At 65.6% G+C, this 16,935-nt stretch carries 17 protein-coding genes; 9 read left to right on the plus strand and 8 right to left on the minus strand.

Features of this window, described 5'->3' with window-relative positions; translation table 11 throughout:
- Nucleotides 1–115: 115 nt before the first annotated feature.
- Complete coding sequence (locus A7Q26_RS01900; RefSeq protein ID WP_066855750.1) at nt 116–814, plus strand: DUF2490 domain-containing protein; 699 nt, start codon at nt 116–118, stop codon at nt 812–814.
- A gap of 12 nt (nt 815–826) precedes the next feature.
- On the opposite strand, the gene purQ is transcribed toward A7Q26_RS01900, so the two are convergent.
- The gene (gene purQ / locus A7Q26_RS01905; RefSeq protein ID WP_066855753.1) at nt 827–1,501 is read right to left on the minus strand and encodes a phosphoribosylformylglycinamidine synthase subunit PurQ; all 675 of its coding nucleotides are present in this window, start codon (nt 1,499–1,501) and stop codon (nt 827–829) included.
- A gap of 3 nt (nt 1,502–1,504) precedes the next feature.
- Complete coding sequence (purS, locus tag A7Q26_RS01910; RefSeq protein ID WP_021224554.1) at nt 1,505–1,738, minus strand: phosphoribosylformylglycinamidine synthase subunit PurS; 234 nt, start codon at nt 1,736–1,738, stop codon at nt 1,505–1,507.
- 165 nt (nt 1,739–1,903) lie between these two features.
- Between purS and A7Q26_RS25475 the strand changes: the two genes are divergently transcribed.
- Together A7Q26_RS25475 and A7Q26_RS01915 are read left to right on the plus strand one after the other, a co-directional pair.
- Nucleotides 1,904–2,053, plus strand: a complete 150-nt coding sequence (locus A7Q26_RS25475) for a hypothetical protein (RefSeq protein ID WP_198162806.1) — start codon at nt 1,904–1,906, stop codon at nt 2,051–2,053.
- Between the two features lie 290 nt (nt 2,054–2,343).
- Complete coding sequence (locus tag A7Q26_RS01915; protein ID WP_066855756.1) at nt 2,344–3,096, plus strand: sulfite exporter TauE/SafE family protein; 753 nt, start codon at nt 2,344–2,346, stop codon at nt 3,094–3,096.
- 34 nt (nt 3,097–3,130) lie between these two features.
- Here A7Q26_RS01915 and purC read toward each other — a convergent pair whose 3' ends face one another.
- From purC to A7Q26_RS01930, 3 genes are all read right to left on the minus strand, one after another.
- Nucleotides 3,131–3,913 carry a phosphoribosylaminoimidazolesuccinocarboxamide synthase gene (gene purC / locus A7Q26_RS01920; RefSeq protein WP_066855759.1) on the minus strand — a complete coding sequence of 261 codons (783 nt, stop codon included), beginning with the start codon at nt 3,911–3,913 and terminating at the stop codon, nt 3,131–3,133.
- 171 nt (nt 3,914–4,084) lie between these two features.
- Nucleotides 4,085–5,359, minus strand: coding sequence for an aminotransferase class V-fold PLP-dependent enzyme (locus A7Q26_RS01925; RefSeq protein ID WP_066855762.1), 1,275 nt, complete (start codon nt 5,357–5,359; stop codon nt 4,085–4,087).
- A 136-nt stretch (nt 5,360–5,495) separates the two neighbouring features.
- On the minus strand, nt 5,496–6,392 hold the full coding sequence (locus tag A7Q26_RS01930; protein ID WP_066855765.1) for a LysR family transcriptional regulator: 897 nt from the start codon (nt 6,390–6,392) through the stop codon (nt 5,496–5,498).
- A gap of 101 nt (nt 6,393–6,493) precedes the next feature.
- Here A7Q26_RS01930 and A7Q26_RS01935 point away from each other — a divergent pair, with 101 nt between their 5' ends.
- Together A7Q26_RS01935 and A7Q26_RS01940 are read left to right on the plus strand one after the other, a co-directional pair.
- Complete coding sequence (locus A7Q26_RS01935; RefSeq protein WP_066855768.1) at nt 6,494–7,273, plus strand: SDR family NAD(P)-dependent oxidoreductase; 780 nt, start codon at nt 6,494–6,496, stop codon at nt 7,271–7,273.
- A gap of 80 nt (nt 7,274–7,353) precedes the next feature.
- On the plus strand, nt 7,354–8,067 hold the full coding sequence (locus A7Q26_RS01940; RefSeq protein ID WP_066855771.1) for a 2OG-Fe dioxygenase family protein: 714 nt from the start codon (nt 7,354–7,356) through the stop codon (nt 8,065–8,067).
- 94 nt (nt 8,068–8,161) lie between these two features.
- Here A7Q26_RS01940 and gor read toward each other — a convergent pair whose 3' ends face one another.
- On the minus strand, nt 8,162–9,508 hold the full coding sequence (gor, locus tag A7Q26_RS01945; protein ID WP_066855773.1) for a glutathione-disulfide reductase: 1,347 nt from the start codon (nt 9,506–9,508) through the stop codon (nt 8,162–8,164).
- A 181-nt stretch (nt 9,509–9,689) separates the two neighbouring features.
- The gene (gene pgi, locus A7Q26_RS01950; RefSeq protein WP_066855776.1) at nt 9,690–11,195 is read right to left on the minus strand and encodes a glucose-6-phosphate isomerase; all 1,506 of its coding nucleotides are present in this window, start codon (nt 11,193–11,195) and stop codon (nt 9,690–9,692) included.
- Nucleotides 11,196–11,372: 177 nt separating this feature from the next.
- On the opposite strand from pgi, the gene lepB reads away from it, so the two are divergent.
- From lepB to era, 4 genes are all read left to right on the plus strand, one after another.
- A complete protein-coding gene (gene lepB / locus A7Q26_RS01955; RefSeq protein ID WP_066855779.1) occupies nt 11,373–12,197 on the plus strand; it encodes a signal peptidase I in 825 nt (274 codons plus the stop codon).
- Entirely contained in the window at nt 12,194–12,865 is a 672-nt protein-coding gene (rnc, locus tag A7Q26_RS01960) for a ribonuclease III (RefSeq protein ID WP_066855782.1), read from the plus strand. Before lepB ends, rnc begins: the two co-directional genes overlap by 4 nt.
- A gap of 119 nt (nt 12,866–12,984) precedes the next feature.
- On the plus strand, nt 12,985–13,272 hold the full coding sequence (locus A7Q26_RS01965; protein WP_066855785.1) for a GIY-YIG nuclease family protein: 288 nt from the start codon (nt 12,985–12,987) through the stop codon (nt 13,270–13,272).
- A 36-nt stretch (nt 13,273–13,308) separates the two neighbouring features.
- The gene (gene era, locus A7Q26_RS01970; protein WP_066855788.1) at nt 13,309–14,217 is read left to right on the plus strand and encodes a GTPase Era; all 909 of its coding nucleotides are present in this window, start codon (nt 13,309–13,311) and stop codon (nt 14,215–14,217) included.
- 119 nt (nt 14,218–14,336) lie between these two features.
- On the opposite strand, the gene topA is transcribed toward era, so the two are convergent.
- Complete coding sequence (gene topA / locus A7Q26_RS01975) at nt 14,337–16,910, minus strand: type I DNA topoisomerase (protein ID WP_066855791.1); 2,574 nt, start codon at nt 16,908–16,910, stop codon at nt 14,337–14,339.
- Between the last annotated feature and the right edge of the window lie 25 nt (nt 16,911–16,935).

A 16,935-nucleotide genomic window follows, 5' to 3' on the forward strand; every position in this document is an offset into this window, starting at 1 on the left:
ACAGGCCGGCCCGACAGAAAAAACGATCGGGAAACAGGGCGGAAACAGCATGGCCTCTATGATGGAGGGACAGTCCCATGTCGGCTGTCCCTCCACTGCCCTGTCAAGGAACCCCATGCGCCGCCTGTTTTCGAGCCTGTCCGCCATCCTCCCGTCCGCCTGCCTCGCCCTGCTGTCCGCCCCGGCCATGGCCGCGACCAGCGAGGATGAGCAATTCTGGCTCAATCTTACCGCCATGGGATCGGTGAAGGACGAGCTGGTCTATTTCGCCGAAGTCCAGCCGCGCATCGGCGACGGCGTCTCGCGCGTCGACCAGGCGCTGTTCCGCGGCGCGCTCGGCTGGAAATTCTCGCCCTCGCTCACCCTCTACCAGGGTTTCGCCCATATCGTCGTGCCGACCGAAGGCGGCAAGGACGTGAATGAGGAACGCAGTTTCCAGCAGGTCAGCTGGACGCTCGGCAAGCCCTGGGGCGGCGAACTCTCCTCGCGCACGCGGCTCGAACAGCGCTGGCGCTCGGACGGCGACGACATGGGCTGGCGGCTGCGTGAAATGATCCGCTATGAAAAGCCGCTCAAGGCCGGCAGCGACGCGGTGAACGCGCTCGTCTATGCGGAAGGTTTCGCCGCATTGAACGACACGGACTGGGGCGCGCGCAGCGGCTTCGACCAGCTGCGCAGCTTCGCCGGCGCGGAAATCGGGCTCCCCGGCGCGTCAACGCTGGAGGTCGGCTATCTCAACCAGCTCATCAACCAGCGGGCCGGCAACACCCGCGTCAACCATGTCGCGTCGGTGACTCTCTTCTTCCGCCACTGACGCGGCCAGCGATCAGGCCCGCGCGAGCAGCCCCTCGACCAGGCCGGCGAACAGCCGCTGGCCGTCGGTCGAGCCATGCGCCGGCTCGATCACGCGCTCGGGGTGGGGCATCATGCCCAGCACATTGCCGGCGTCGTTCAGGATGCCGGCAATGTTGCGGGCCGATCCGTTGACGCTTTCGGCATAGCGCAGCGCGACCCGGCCTTCGCCCTCCAGCCGGTCGAGCGTGGCGTCGTCGGCGAAATAATTGCCGTCATGATGCGCGACCGGGAAACGGATCGCCTCGCCCGCCGCATAGCGGCTGGTGAACGCGCTCTGCGCATTCTCGACCGTCAGCGCGACGTCGCGGCAGACGAAATGGCCGCCGGCATTGCGCAGCAGCGCGCCGGGCAGCAGGCCGCTTTCGGTCAACACCTGGAATCCGTTGCAGATCCCCAGCACATAGGCGCCACGCTCGGCCGCCCTCGCCACCGCCTGCATCACCGGCGAACGGGCGGCCATCGCGCCGGACCGCAGATAGTCGCCATAGGAAAATCCGCCCGGCACGCCGATCAGGTCGATGTCACCCGGCAGGTCGGTGTCGCGGTGCCAGATCATGGCGGGCTTGCTGCCGGTCGCAGCCTCGAACGCCACCGCCAGGTCGCGGTCGCAATTGCTGCCCGGAAAGACGATGACGGCGCTCTTCATGGCTTAGGCGACCTTCTCGATGCGATAATTCTCGATCACCGTATTGGCCAGCAGCTTGCGGCACATGGCGTCGATATCCTCGTCGCTGGTGCCGTCGGCCAGGTCCAGCTCGATCAGCTTGCCCGCACGCACGTCGTTGACCCCGCCAAAGCCCAGCCCTTCCAGGGCATGATGGATCGCCTTGCCCTGGGGATCGAGGACACCGCCCTTGAGGGTGACGAAGATGCGGGCTTTCATGGCGTGCGGACTCCCTGGAATCGACAAATGCCGCGCTTCATGCGCGGGGAAACGGCGATGCCGCACCCCCTAGGCGCGGCTGCGCGCGGAGGCAAGCCATTATCCTTTTATTAGCGACCATGGCGCTATTGTTACGGGGTCGGATCGGGGGAAGGTCGGGGTGCCATGTCGGGTCTCGCGCTCGCTATGTTTGTGGGGCTGTTCGCCTGGGGCCAGGACATCGTCGGCTATGACGATCCCCAGGGCAAGGTCCAGTTCGCCCTCCTCGCCACCTTCAGCTTCGGCCTGATGGTCGGCTACCGCGCCAACCGCTGACCGCGCCGCATATCTGGAAGCGAGCAGATGCGGACAGTTAAGTGCGGGCGACGCCACTCGAAAGCCGCCATCCCATATTATCGTCACCCCAGCGAAGGCTGAGGTCTCAGGCGATGGCGAGAGAGGTTCAGACAAGCGCCGCCGACCAAATGCTGCGTGCCTCGCCCTGAGATGCCCGGCATGACAGATGATTTCCGCCTGTTTGCCGGCACTCCCGCTCAAAATCCGAGCGCCCGCTTTCCCCCAAGCCAGCCATTCCCATGCACCCGCACTTCCCCTAAGCGGTCCCCATGCACCCGGACTATCTCTACCTCGCCTGCGCCATCATCGCCGTCATCATCTCCGGCCTCGCCAAGGGCGGCTTTGCGGGGGTCGGCGCGCTCGCCATGCCGGTCATGGCGCTGGGCGTCGATCCGGTGCGCGGGGCCGCGATCCTGCTGCCGATCCTGATCCTCCAGGATGCGGTCAGCGTCTGGGCCTATCGCCACAGCTGGGACGGCCAGATCCTCAAGGTCATGCTGCCCGGCGCCGCGGTTGGCATCGGCCTTGGCTGGCTGTTCGCCAGCCAGGTTTCCGAAATCGCGGTTCTGGGCGTGCTCGGTGCGATTTCCGTGCTGTTCGGCCTGCAACGCCTCTGGGTCGAGCGGGGCCAGGCGGTGGTGCTGCCGTCCGACTCGCCCGGCTGGGTCGGCTTCCTGTTCGGCATCGGCAGCGGCTTCACCAGCCAGATCGCCCATGCCGGTTCGCCCCCCTTCCAGATGTGGGTGCTGCCCAAAAAGCTCCCCCGCGACATGCTGGTCGGCACCACCGCGCTGGCCTTCGCCGTGATGAACTGGATGAAGCTGCCCGCCTATGCCGCGCTCGGCCAATTCACCACCGCCAATCTGACGGCGACGGCGATGCTCGTCCCGGTGGCGATGGCGGCGACCTTCGCGGGGGTGGCGCTGGTCCGCCGGGTCGATCCGGCGCGTTTCTACACGCTCATTTATGCGCTGATGATCCTGCTCGGCCTGAAGCTGGTCGCGGATGCGCTGATGGCATGAAAAAAGGCCGGCTTATGCAGCCGGCCCTTTCATCTCAGTCCTTCTCGCGCTTCTTGCGATGGGTGTCGAGGTCGAGGACGGTGGTGTCCAGCCCCTCGGGCAGCAGGCCCAGGCGGCGCGCCACTTCCTGATAGGCTTCCACTTCGCCGCCCAGGTCGCGGCGGAACCGGTCCTTGTCCAGCTTCTCGTTGGTCGCCATGTCCCACAGGCGGCACCCGTCGGGGCTGATCTCGTCGGCCAGGATGACGCGGCTGTAATCGCCGTCATAGAGGCGGCCGAACTCCAGCTTGAAATCGACCAGGCGGATGCCGATGCCGGCGAACAGGCCGCACATGAAATCGTTGATGCGGATCGCCATGTCGGCGATGTCGTGCATCTCGTCCTGCGTCGCCCAGCCGAAGCAGGCGATATGCTCCTCGGACACCAGCGGGTCGCCCAGCGCATCGTCCTTGTAGCAATATTCGATCAGAGTGCGGGGCAGCTGCGTGCCTTCCTCGATACCCAGCTTCTTGCTGAGCGATCCGGCGGCCACGTTGCGCACCACCACCTCGATCGGCACGATCTCGACCTGGCGGACCAGCTGCTCGCGCATGTTGAGGCGGCGGATGAAGTGGGTCGGCACGCCGATCTGGCCGAGCAGGGTGAAGATATGCTCGGAAATGCGGTTGTTGAGCACGCCCTTGCCGGAAATCGTGCCCTTCTTCTGCGCGTTGAAGGCGGTCGCGTCATCCTTGAAATACTGGATGATCGTACCCGGTTCCGGGCCTTCGTAAAGGATCTTTGCCTTGCCTTCGTAGATCTGGCGGCGACGGGCCATGCGCGTTCCTGTCTTTTTCTCAAAAACAATGCGCCCCGGCAAACGCGAATCGGAAAGGATCACGGGTGCCGGGGCTGTCAGCGCGGCCCATAGAACAAAGTGAGCGGCGGTGCAATTGCGGCGGGGGCGATGCGACCGCGTTCCCCCTCTCGGGGAGCGGACCGGAAGAGGCTAAGCCCCCTTCGCCTTCCGAAATTCGTCGAACAGCCCCAGGAACCTGTCGATGTCCGCCTTGCTCAGGAACCAGGGCGTCGCCAGCCGCAGCTTGCTGGGCGCGCCGCCGCGGATGCGGACCTTGTGGTTGGTCCATAGCCAGTCCTGCAATTCCATCCGCTGGATCGGCGGCACATTGACCGTCGCTATCGCTCCGCGCAACGCCGGGTCGGGCGAGGTCCAGCTTTCCGCGCCCCGCTTCATCATCTCGCCATGGATATAGTCGGCCAGCATCCGGTTGCGCGCCTCGATCCGATCCATGCCGATGCCCTCGGCGAAAGCGACGGCCGCGTTCAGCCCCATCAATGTGGGAATGCAGGACGACCCGATCTGCATGTAGCGGTCGGCCATGCGGGCGGGATCGTCATATCCGCCCGTCGCGACCGTGTTCCACACCCGGTCCATCACGCCCCTGTCGCGCAGATAGAGGAAACCCGTGCCCTTGGTCGCGAACAGCCATTTGTGCATCGACCCGGTGTAGATGTCGCATCCCATGTCGTTGAGGTCGACCTGGATCATCCCCGGCGCATGGGCGCCGTCGAAGGCCGACAGGATCCCCTTCGACCGGGCGAGCGCTGCAATCTCCTTCGCGGGCAGCACCACGCCGGTCGCGGTGCTGATATGGCTGACGAAGATGATCCGCGTCCTGGGCGTGATCGCGTCGTTGATGCGGTTCAGTATCTCGGCCGCATCCCTGGGCGGCCTGGGCATGGCGAATTTCCTGACCACCACGCCATAGCGGCGCTGGCGCAGCATCCACGGCATTTCGCCTGACCCATGTTCCTCGTCGCTCATCAACACCTCGTCACCCGGCTTCATGTCGAAACCATTGGCGACATAACTGTTCGCCTCGGTGCAGTTGCGCAGGATCGCCATCTGCTCGACCCGCGCGCCCATGAAGGCGGCGAAGGGCCGGCGATACTCTTCCCACGCCCCATAGCCCCAGATCGGATAATCCTCCGATCCTTCCTGCGTCATCTGCTCGGTCTGCGCGAAGCCGTCGAATATCGCCTTGAGCACGGGGCGCGGGGAGGAGCCGACGGTGCCGACATTCAGGTTCACGACATCGGCGGGGATCAGGAATTGCGCCCGCAGCGCCTTCCAATAGCCCGCCTCGTCCCGGTCATGGAGATCGGCGGGCGGCAGCGGCACCGTCGCCAGCGCCTGCGCGCCGACCGGCTGCGCCAGCGAAGCGGCAGCCGCGCTGCCAAGGAAGGAACGGCGATCGAGCATCGGGCACCTCTGAAACGGGCGGACGGACAATCTGTCTGCCGCAGGTTCAACGATGTGCAAGCGAAAATCCGCAGCGCGCCCTCACTCCCCCGGTGCGTCACTCCCGCGCGTCACGCCTGCCCGTCACGCCTGCCCGTCACTGGCCGATCACCACCGCCTCGTCCAGAAAGTCCAGGAATGCGCGCACCCGCGCCGCCGACCGATCTTCCGCTGCATAAAGGGCATGAATATCCTCTCCGTCGCCCGGATTATAGTCGGCCAGCACTTCCACCAGCCGCCCGGCCTTCAGATCGCTGGCGACATGAAAATAGCCATGCCGGGCAATGCCGCAGCCGGCCACCGCCATCTGCCGCACCACCTCGCCCGAATTGCCGAAATAGCGCCCCTGTACCGGCCGCTGCACCACCCGCTTGCCGATGCGGAACGGCCAGCCATCGACCGAGCGGCGGAAACTGAAGCGCAGGCAGTCATGCCCCTCCAGTTCATCCGGCGTCTGCGGCGTCCCGCGCCGCGCCAGATAGTCGGGGCTGGCGACCAGCGCCATGCGGCTGTGCCCCAGCTTCTTCGCCCGCAGCCTCGTGTCGCGCAGCGGGCCGATGCGGATGGCAATGTCCGCGCGGGCCTCGACCAGGTCGACGATGGTGTCCGACAGGCTCAGGTCCACCGTCACGGCCGGATGCAGAGCGGCGAAGCGCGGCAGCAGCGGGATCAGGCATTCGACGCCGAAGGAGGGCGAGGCGTTGATCCGCAACAGCCCGCGCGGCTGGTTCCGGTCCTCGCCCAGCCCCGCCTCCACATCCATCATGTCGCAGATCAGCACCGTCATCCGGTCATGATAGGCCTGCCCCTCGCGCGTCAGCGCCAGCGCCCGCGTCGTGCGCCGCACCAGCGCGACGCCCAGCCGCTGCTCCAGCCGCGCGATCGACCGGCTGACCGCCGATGGCGTCAACCGCAGCGCCTTGGCCGCGGCGGCAAAGCTGCCCTCTCCCGCCACCATCAGGAACGTCTCGATGTCGCCGAACCGGTTATCCATGATTTTGATTCACTTCTGAAGTGATGCGATGCGGTCTAATCATCAATCGTCGAATATCTATCTGGTGTCCAGTTCGCTGTCCGTTTTTTTGGAGGAAGCCCATGGACCTGAAACTCGCCGGCAAGAGCGCCATCGTCACCGGATCGACCGCCGGCATCGGCCTCGCCATCGCCCGCCGCCTCGCGCAGGAGGGCGTCGCCGTCACCATCACCGGCCGCAACCAGGCCAAGCTGGAGGCCGCCGCGCAGGAGATCGGCGGCAGCGTCAATCCCGTGCTCGCCGATCCCGCCACGGCGCAGGGTGCCGCCACGCTGATCGCCGCCGTTCCGGACACCGACATCCTCGTCAATAATCTGGGCATCTACGAAGCCAAGGACTTCGCCGACATCAACGACGAAGACTGGCATCATCTGTTCGAAGTCAATGTCGTCAGCGGCGCCCGCCTCTCGCGCCATTATTTCCCACGGATGCTGGAGCGCAACTGGGGCCGCATCCTCTTCATCGCCAGCGAAAGCGGCCTGCTCCCGCCCGCCGAGATGATCCACTACGGCATGACCAAGTCGGCCCAGCTCGCCATCTCGCGGGGGCTTGCCGAACATACGCGCGGCACCGGCGTCACCGTCAATTCAGTGCTGCCCGGCCCGACCCGGTCGGAGGGGATCGTCGACTTCATCCGCTCGGTGGTGGATGACAAGGACGCGCCCGAAGCGGACCGCGAGGCCGAATTCTTCACCCGCCTCCGTCCACTCTCGCTCATCAAGCGGCTGATCGAGGCGGACGAGGTGGGCGCCATGGTCGCCTATCTTGCCAGCCCGCTCGCCGCCGCCACCAACGGCGCGGCGCTCCGGGTCGAAGGCGGCATGATCCCGACGATCGCGTGAGAGGCTTCGGCCCGACCATCCGATCCGCCCTGCGGAAACTGGCCCTGTCGCTCGTCTCCTCCACCGACTAGGATGGTGAGATGAGCGACACGGACAGCCTTTCCCGCATGGACGAAGCCCTGGCGCGGGACGGCTATGCCCGGCTCCCCGGCGCGCAGATGCTGGCGCGGCTCGGCATCGGCGAAGCGGACTGGCGCGGCTTCGCCCGGACCTGGGACGATCTTGGCCCCGATCTCTATATGGCCGATGGCGGCCGCTACCGCCGCCGCCGCCACGCCACCTTCGCGCTCCGGGCCGGCCATTATGTCCGCCAGCCGCATCAGCCCCATTATCAGAGCCGCGACTATAATCCCCTGAACGGCGACGTGCAGCGCTGGTTCGATCCGGTCGATCAGGCCACCGTCGCCATGCCCGCCTGCCAGGCGATTCTGGGCTGGTGCGCCGACAGCTTCGATCCTGCCGCAAAGGGCGACTGGCTCGTCGAACTCCACCAGTTCCGCATCGAGGCCCGCCCCGGCGAAACGGGCCGCCCCACGCCCGAAGGGATGCACCGCGACGGGGTCGACCGGGTGATGGTGATGCTGGTCGAGCGCCGCAACGTCCGCGAAGGCGTCACCCGCATCGGCGCGCCCGACGGCGCGCCGCTCGGCGAATTCACCCTGACCGATCCTGCCGACACGATGCTGATCGACGACCACCGCATCCTCCACGGCGTCACCGAAATCCACCCGCTCGACCCCGCGCAACCCGCCTGGCGCGACGCGCTGGTGGTGACGTTCGCTTCAAAGGGATGACCTCGCCACCCCGTTCGCCCTGAGCCTGTCGAAGGGCTTTCCTTCTTCTGGAAACAAGGGACTCGAAGGGCCGAACCGGACTCGAGACACGGCCCTATTTCAACAGCACCAGTTCCTCCGCCATGCTCGGATGCAGCGCGACGGTGTCGTCGAAATCCTGCTTGGTCAGGCCCGCCTTCACCGCGATGGCAGCCGCCTGCAATATCTCCGGCGCGTCCGGCCCGATCATGTGCAACCCGACCACCTTGTCCGTCGTCGCGTCCACGACCATCTTGTAGAGCGCCCGCTCGTCGCGCCCGGCCAGGACATTCTTCATCGGCCGGAAATCCGACGTGTAGATCTTGACCGTGCCCAGCTTGTTGCGCGCCTCCGCCTCGGTCATGCCGACGCCCGCGAGCGGCGGGTGGCTGAACACGGCGGACGGCACGCAGCCATAATCGACCTTGCGCCGGTTGTTCCCGAAGACGGTATCGGCAAAGGCATGGCCCTCGCGAATGGCGACGGGGGTGAGTTGCAGCCGGTCGGTGACGTCGCCCACAGCATAAATGCTCGCGCAACTGGTCTGGCTATAGTCGTCGACCCTGATCGCGCCCTTCTCGTCCAGCTCGACCCCGGCCGTCTCCAGCCCCAGCCCCTCGGTCAGCGGCTTGCGCCCGGTAGCGAACAGCACGACATCGGCCGCGACCGGATCGCCGTCCTTGAATCGGACGCAGAGCGTGCCGTCGTCATTCTTCTCGATCCGCTCCATCTTCGCGTTGAAACGGAAATTGATCCCCTTGGTCATGGAAATCTGGAGCAGCCGGTCGCGGATCTGCGCGTCATAGCCGCGCAGCAGGTCGCTGCCCCGGTTGACCATCGTCACATGGCTGCCCAGCTGGTGGAAGATGCCGGCGAATTCATTGGCGATATAGCCGCCGCCGACGATCACGATCCGCTTCGGACATTCGTCCAGATGGAACACTTCGTTGGAGCTGATGCCATGCTCCGCGCCCTCCACCTCCGGGATCAGCGGCCAGGCGCCGGTCGCGACCAGAATGGTCTTTGCCGTCACTTCCCGTCCGCTGGCCAGCTTGACGCCATGCGGCCCCGTGATGGTCGCGCGTTCGGGGATCAGCTCCACCTTGTGGCTGTCGAGCGTGTTCTTGTAGAGCCCTTCCAGCCGGTCGACCTCGGCCAGCACATTGTCGCGCAGCGTCGTCCATTCAAAGCCGCAGTCGGGCACGTTCCACCCGAACCGGCGCGCGTCCTTCAGATCCTCGGCGAAATGGGCGCCATAGATGAGCAGTTTCTTGGGCACGCAGCCGCGGATGACACAGGTGCCCCCGACCCGATATTCCTCCGCCACCGCGACCTTCGCGCCGTGCGCCGCCGCGATCCGCGACGCGCGCACGCCGCCGGACCCTGCGCCGATGACGAAAAGGTCGTAGTCAAATTCGCTCATGCCTCGCCTCCGATTGGGTGACGCGGGATATGGCGGCTGGAACGGTCAGTTACAAATGGGATTTTTTCCACCCCCGTCGCTCTCGGGTAGGGGGCAGGGCGTGGGCGCGAATGCGCGGCGCTTCCTGCAACCTCTCGATCACAGGAAGCGCAACGCGCTCCTTCCCCACCCCGATTTCAGGTCACTCCCCGCCCAAGGCCAGGTCGATCAGCGCCATGGTCGACGGGTCGAAGCCGGTCGGCCCGTTGGCCTCGATCGACTTGGCGATCTCCTTGCCCAGCTCCACGCCGAACTGGTCGAACGGATTGATCCCCATCAGCACCGCATTGGCAAAGGTGCGATGCTCGTAGAAAGCGATCAGCGCGCCCAGCGCCTCGGGCGTCACATCGTCGATCAGGATCGTCGTCGATGGCCGGTTGCCCGGATAGGCGCGCGCGGGATCGGCGTCATTGTCCTTGCCCCGCATCAGCGCCGCGCCCTGCGCGAAGCAGTTGACCAGCAGCGCGCGATGATGCGCCGGGTCCAGGCTGTGCCCCGGCTCGATCGAAGCGATGAATTCGACCGGCGTCAGGATCGTTCCCTGGTGCAGCAACTGGAACACCGCGTGCTGCGCGTCGGTGCCCACCCCGCCCCAGGTGATCGGCGCGGTCGGGCCGTCGACCGGCGTGCCGTCGCGCTTCACGCTCTTGCCGTTGCTCTCCATCTCCAGTTGCTGAAGATAGGATGGCAGCAGCTTCAGCCGCTCGTCATAGGCGAACAGCGCCCGCGTCTGGCACCCCAGCACCCGTGCATAATATTGATCGACGAAAGCCGCGATCAGCGGCGCATTCTCGGTCGGGGGCGACAGCCGGAAATGGCGATCCATCGCCGCCGCGCCTTCCAGCAGGCTCTCGAACGCGTCCCAGCCCAGCGACAACGCGGCGGGGAAACCGATAGAGGACCAGAGCGAATAGCGCCCGCCCACCGACTCCGCAAAGGGCAGGATGCGCGTTTCGTCGACGCCCCATTCCATCGCCTTTTCGGGCGATGCGGTCAGCGCGATCACCCGGCCATAAGGATCGTCGACCCCGCCCTCGACCATCCAGTTGATCGCGCTCGCCGCGTTCAGCATCGTCTCGCTGGTGGTGAAGGTCTTGGATGCGATCGCGATCAGCGTATATTCCGGGTCGAAACTGTCCATCGCCCGTTCCAGCGCGGTGCCGTCCACGTTGGACACGATCGCCACGTCATAGCGGATGCCGTCGCCGTCCAGCGCATCGATGATGAGGTCGGGGCCAAGCGCCGACCCGCCGATGCCGATATGCAGGATATGGCGGATCTCGCCCAGCGCCCCGGCCTCGATCGCGTCGATCAGCGCGCGCATCCGGCTGTGCAGCGCCTTGGCCTGCGCGACGCTCTGCGCATTGCCCTCGCCCCGCTCGGCGGGATGTTCGGCGGCGCGGCCCTCGGTGTTGTTCACCGCCTCGCCGGCGAACAGCGCGTCGCGCTGCGTGGCGAAGCCCTGCTCCTCGGCCAGCTTCAGGAAGCCCGCCAGCAGATCGTCGGTCAGATGGGTCTTGGACCAGTCGAACCGGATCGGCCCCTGGGACAGCACCAGCTTCGACAGGCGATCGGGGTCGGTGGCGAAGATGGACTTGAGTTCGGCTTGCGGAAGCGCGGCGATGGCCGCCAGTGCAGGGCTGGTCATGCTAATGATCCTCTTATGACGTTGGTCGAGATCGACGCTGCACCGGTCGATTCTGTCTCTGCTTAAACGGGTCCGGCGTGCAATGCACCACCCGGCGTGCTTGACGCGGCCATTCCGACACCGCAAAAGCCGCCACGGCCCTTTTTCGGGGCAGAGCGAAGGAAAAGACGAGCATCCATGACTGCCAAATCCGAAACGCGGGATTTCCTCTGGTTTCTCGCCAAGCTGGGGCTGTTCGTCTTCATCCTGCGCAGCTTCATCGTCTCGCCCTTCAACATCCCGTCTGAATCGATGCAGCCGCGCCTGCTGATCGGCGATTATCTGCTGGTCGCCAAATGGCCCTATGGCTATTCGCGCTATTCGCTGCCCTTCTCGATCCCGCTGATCCCCGGCCGCATCCTCGCCTCCACGCCCGAACGCGGCGACGTGGCGGTCTTCAAGGCGCCGCCGAACCAGAAGAACGACTATATCAAGCGCGTCATCGGCCTGCCAGGCGACATGGTCGCGGTGCGCGGCGGCACCGTCTATCTGAACGGCCAGGCGATCCCGAAGCAGAAGGTCGCCGACCTCGTCATCCCGGTCACGCCCAACATGGAGGACGCCGCGGCCAAGGAAGGCGCCGCCTCCCCCTGCTACCGCCCCGATTTCGAGGAAGCGGCGCCCGGCGGCGGCAACCAGTGCCGCTATCCGCAGTTCCGCGAGACCCTGCCCGGCGGCAAGAGCTATAACGTCCTCGACCTGGTGCCCGACGGCGCGGCCGACGATCGCGACACTGTGCTGGTGCCGCAGGGCCATCTCTTCATGATGGGCGACAATCGCGATCGCAGCGCCGACAGCCGCTTCCCCGCGGTCGAGGGTGGCGGTATCGGCCTCGTCCCCGAACAGAATCTCGTTGGCAAGGCCATGATCTCGGTCTTCTCGACCGACGGCAGCGCCAGCTGGCTGCTCCCCTGGACCTGGTTCACCGCCGCACGCTGGAGCCGGATCGGAGAAGGCTTTTGAGCAAGCCGGACACTGACGGCTGGCTCAAGGATCTGATCGGCCGCGCCCCGAAGAATCGGGCCGCGTTCGAACAGGCGCTGACCCATGGCAGCGCCAAGGCGCTCAACTATGAGCGGCTGGAATTCCTGGGCGACCGCATCCTTGGCCTGCTGATCGGCGAATGGGTGTATGAACGTTTCACCGCCGAGCCGGAAGGCAAGCTCTCCCGGCGCTACAATGCCCTGGTGTCCGGCGAAACCTGCGCGGAGATCGCCCGCGCCGCCGGCGTGCCCAAACATCTGATCCTGGGCAAGCAGGCGCGCGACGATGGCGCGGCGGACAGCGACAATGTGCTGGGCGACGTGATGGAGGCGCTGATCGGCGCGCTCTATCTGGAAGGCGGCCTGGAGGAAGCCCGCGCGCTCGTCCGCCGCCTCTGGGGCGACCGCGTCGACACCCAGACCAGCGCGCCCCGCCACCCCAAATCCTATCTCCAGGAATGGGCCGCCGCCAACAAGCGCAAGCCCCCCGAATATGTCCTGACCGACCGTTCCGGCCCGCAACACGCCCTGCGCTTCACCGTGACCGTCTCGATCAAGGGCGCAGGCGAGGCCAGCGCGACCGGCGCGTCCAAACAGGAAGCCGAAACGGCGGCGGCGAAAGCGCTGCTGGAAAAGCTGGCGGGTTGACGGGAAACCCTCTCAACCCGTTCGCCCTGAGCCTGTCGAAGGGCTCTACTTCTTGAAAATAGAGGAAGGCTTCGACAAGCTCAGTCCGAACGGTTCCATTGAAAGTTTGAACTGCGGACATGCCCTTCCGGACCTACATGCTCCATTGCGCGGACCGCAGTTTCTACGTCGGGCATACCGACCATCTCGAAACCCGCATCGCCCAGCATGAGAGCGGCGAAATCCCTGGCTACACCCAAACGCGCCGGCCGGTAAAACTGGTCTGGTCGCAATCGTTCGGCACGCGTATGGAGGTGCTTGAGGCCGAACGGCGGATGAAGGGCTGGAGCCGGGCCAAAAAGCTGGCTCTGATCCGTGAGGATTGGACATTGATCTCCAGCTTGGCGCGATCGACCAAAGAAAAGTAAGGCGCTTCGGCAGGCTCAGCGCGAACGGAGTTATATTTGACAGAACATCTCGAAACCCAGCGCTGCGGCGTCGTCGCCATCGTGGGCGCCCCCAATGCGGGCAAATCGACGCTGGTGAACGCGCTGGTGGGGCAGAAGGTGGCGATCACCAGTCCCAAGGCGCAGACCACCCGCACCCGCGTCATGGGCGTCGCGATCGAAGGCGACGCACAGCTGGTGCTGGTCGACACCCCCGGCATCTTCGCGCCCAAGCGCAGGCTAGACCGTGCCATGGTGCAGGCCGCCTGGGGCGGCGCGCAGGGCGCCGACCTCATCGCCCTCATCGTCGACGGCAAGGCGGGCCTCGGCCCCAAGATGGAGCCGATCGTCGAGGCGCTGGTCCATCGCCCCGAACGCAAATGGCTGATCCTCAACAAGGTCGACATCGCCATCAAGGAAAAGCTGCTGGTCCACACCCAGAAGCTCTACGAGCGGATCGGCTTCGAGGAGACCTTCTTCATCTCCGCCCAGACCGGCGATGGCCTTGCCGAACTGAAGACCGCCTTCGCCAGCGCCATGCCGCAAGGACCATGGCACTTCCCCGAGGACCAGGTGTCCGACGCCACCGACCGGATGCTGGCGGCCGAAATCACCCGCGAGCAGCTGTATCACCAGCTGCACGCCGAACTACCCTACGCCGCCGCGGTCGATACCGAACAATATAAGGAACGCGACGACGGATCGGTCGAAATCCACCAGCAGATCCTGGTCGCCCGCCCGACCCAGCGCGCCATCGTTCTGGGCAAGGGCGGCCAGCGCCTCAAGGAAATCGGGTCGAAAGCACGGGCGGAGCTTGCCCAGCTTCTCGGCGTCAAGGTCCACCTCTACCTCCACGTCAAGGTGAAGGAAGACTGGGAAGACGACCGCTTCATCTACCGCGACATCGGCCTGGACTGGGTGGAGTAGGGAAACCCCCTAACCGGTCGGAACCAAACGTCCCGCTCGGCTGAGCCTGTCGAATCCCCGTTCTTCTCTTTGAAGAAAAGGGGAGTCCTTCGACAAGCTCAGGACGAACGGACGGCCGGCTACTCCGCCGCCGCCTTCTTCTTCGCGGGCGCCTTCTTCGCGGCGGGCTTCTTCGCCACCCCATCCTTCTTGGCGGCCGCCTTCTTGGGCGCGGCCTTTTTCTTCGCGCCCTTCTTCGCCGGGGCCGCCGCTGCGCGCGCATCGATCAGTTGGGCGGCTTCCTCCAGCGTCAACTGGTCCTTGTCGACCGTCTTGGGCAGCGTCGCATTGGTCGTGCCGTCGGTGACATAGGCGCCATAGCGGCCCTCCATCAGCTTGATCTCGGCCTCGGTGCGCGGATGCGCGCCCAGCACCTTGAGCGGCTCGCGCCCGCCCGACGAACGGCCACCCCGCGTCGCCGCCTCGGCCAGCTTCACCACCGCGCTGTTCATCCCGACCTCGAAAATCTCGGCCGTGCTCGACAGTCGCCCATATTTGCCGTCATGCAGCAGATAAGGCCCGAACCGGCCGATATTGGCGACGATGGGTTTCCCCGTCTCCGGGTGCAGCCCCACCTCGCGCGGCAGGCTGAGCAGCTTCACCGCCCAGTCCAGGGTCATCTCCCCATCGGGCAGGTCGCGCGGGATCGATCCGCGCTTGGCTTCCTTGCCCTCGCCCATCTCGATATAGGGGCCAAAGCGGCCGGACTTCTTGACGATGTCCTGCCCCGTCTCGGGATGCTGGCCCAATATCTCCGGACCCGTATCCTCGCCATCCTTGCCGCCCGGCTGGCCGAACTTGCGGGTATATTTGCATTCGGGATAGTTGGAGCAGGCGATGAACGCCCCGAACCGCCCGCCGCGCAGGGAAAGCTGCCCGTCGCCGCACAACGGACAGGCGCGCGGATTGCTCCCGTCGGCCTTGGGCGGGAACAGCATCGGCTCCAGGAATTTGTCGAGCGCTGCGGTGATGTCGCTCGGCTTTTGCTCCATCACCTCTGCGGTCTTGGGCTTGAAGTCCTTCCAGAAGGCTTCCAGCACTTCCTGCCACTGGGCGCGGCCGCCGGAAATCTCGTCCAGTTCGTCCTCAAGTCCCGCCGTGAAGTCGTAGGACACATAGCGCTCGAAGAAGCGTTCGAGGAAGGCCGTCACCAGCCGTCCGCTTTCCTCCGCGAAAAAGCGGTTCTTCTCGATCCGCACATAGTCGCGGTCCTTGAGCACCTGAAGCGTCGAGGCGTATGTGGACGGACGCCCGATCCCCAGTTCCTCCAGCCGCTTCACCAGCGACGCTTCCGAAAAGCGCGGCGGCGGCTGGGTGAAATGCTGTTCGGCCGTGACATTCTTCTTGGCCGGCGCATCGCCATCGCTCATGCGCGGCAGCAGCTTGGAATCATCATCGTCGCTGTCGTCGCGACCTTCCTCGTACAGGGCGAGAAAGCCGGGGAAGATCACCACCTGTCCGGTCGCGCGCAGCATATGGCTGCCCGATCCGTCGACCAGATCGATCACCGTCCGCTCCAGCCGCGCCGACGCCATCTGGCTCGCCAGCGCCCGCTTGAAGATCAGGTCGTAGAGGCGCGCATGATCGCCCGACCCCACCTTGTCGCGGCTGAACTCGGTCGGCCGGATCGCTTCGTGCGCTTCCTGCGCATTCTTGGCCTTGGTCTGATACTGGCGCGGCTTTTCGGGCAGATAGCCGCCGTCATAGCGCTCCGCGATCGCCTTGCGCGCGGCGGAAATGGCACTGCCGTCCATCTGCACACCGTCGGTACGCATATAGGTGATCGCGCCGTCTTCATACAGCTGCTGCGCGATCCGCATCGTGTGGCTGGCGGAAAAGCCCAGCTTGCGCGCGGCCTCCTGTTGCAGCGTCGAGGTGGTAAACGGCGCGGGCGGATTGCGGCTGACCGGCTTGGTCTCGACCTTGTCGACGGTGAAGCGCCCGGCCTCGACGTCCGCCTTCGCGGCCATGGCGTCGCCTTCCTTGCCGATGGTCAGGCGGTCGATCTTCTCGCCCTTCCAGCGGACGAGCCGCGCGGTGAAACCCTGCCCGCCCTGCTCCATCTCGGCCGCGACCGACCAATATTCCTGCGGCACGAAGCTTTCGATCTCGCGCTCGCGCTCCACCACCAGGCGCAGCGCGACCGACTGCACGCGCCCAGCCGACTTGGCGCCGGGCAGTTTGCGCCACAGCACCGGCGACAAAGTGAAGCCCACCAGATAGTCGAGCGCCCGGCGCGCCCGATAGGCGTCGATCAGATCCTCGTCCAGCGCGCGCGGCTTGGCCATCGCGTCCAGCACCGCCGCCTTGGTGATCGCGTTGAACGTCACCCGGTCGACCGTCTGGGGCAGCGCCTTCTTGGCGCGCAGCACCTCCTGCACATGCCAGCTGATCGCCTCCCCTTCGCGATCAGGGTCAGTCGCCAGGATCAATCGCGTCGCCTTCTTCGCCTCGTCGGCGATGGCTTTCAACTGCTTGCCCTTGTCGCCATAATTTTCCCACGACATGGCAAAGCCGTTATCGGGGTCCACCGACCCGTCCTTGGGCGGCAGGTCGCGAATATGGCCATAGCTGGCGAGGACGTGAAAATCCCCACCCAGATATTTCTCGATGGTCTTCGCCTTGGCCGGCGATTCGACGATGACAAGCTGCATTCAGGCCCCGATTTGGAAATCTCTC

Origin of the sequence: Sphingobium sp. TCM1 (assembly GCF_001650725.1) — a bacterium.
GTDB lineage: Bacteria > Pseudomonadota > Alphaproteobacteria > Sphingomonadales > Sphingomonadaceae > Sphingobium.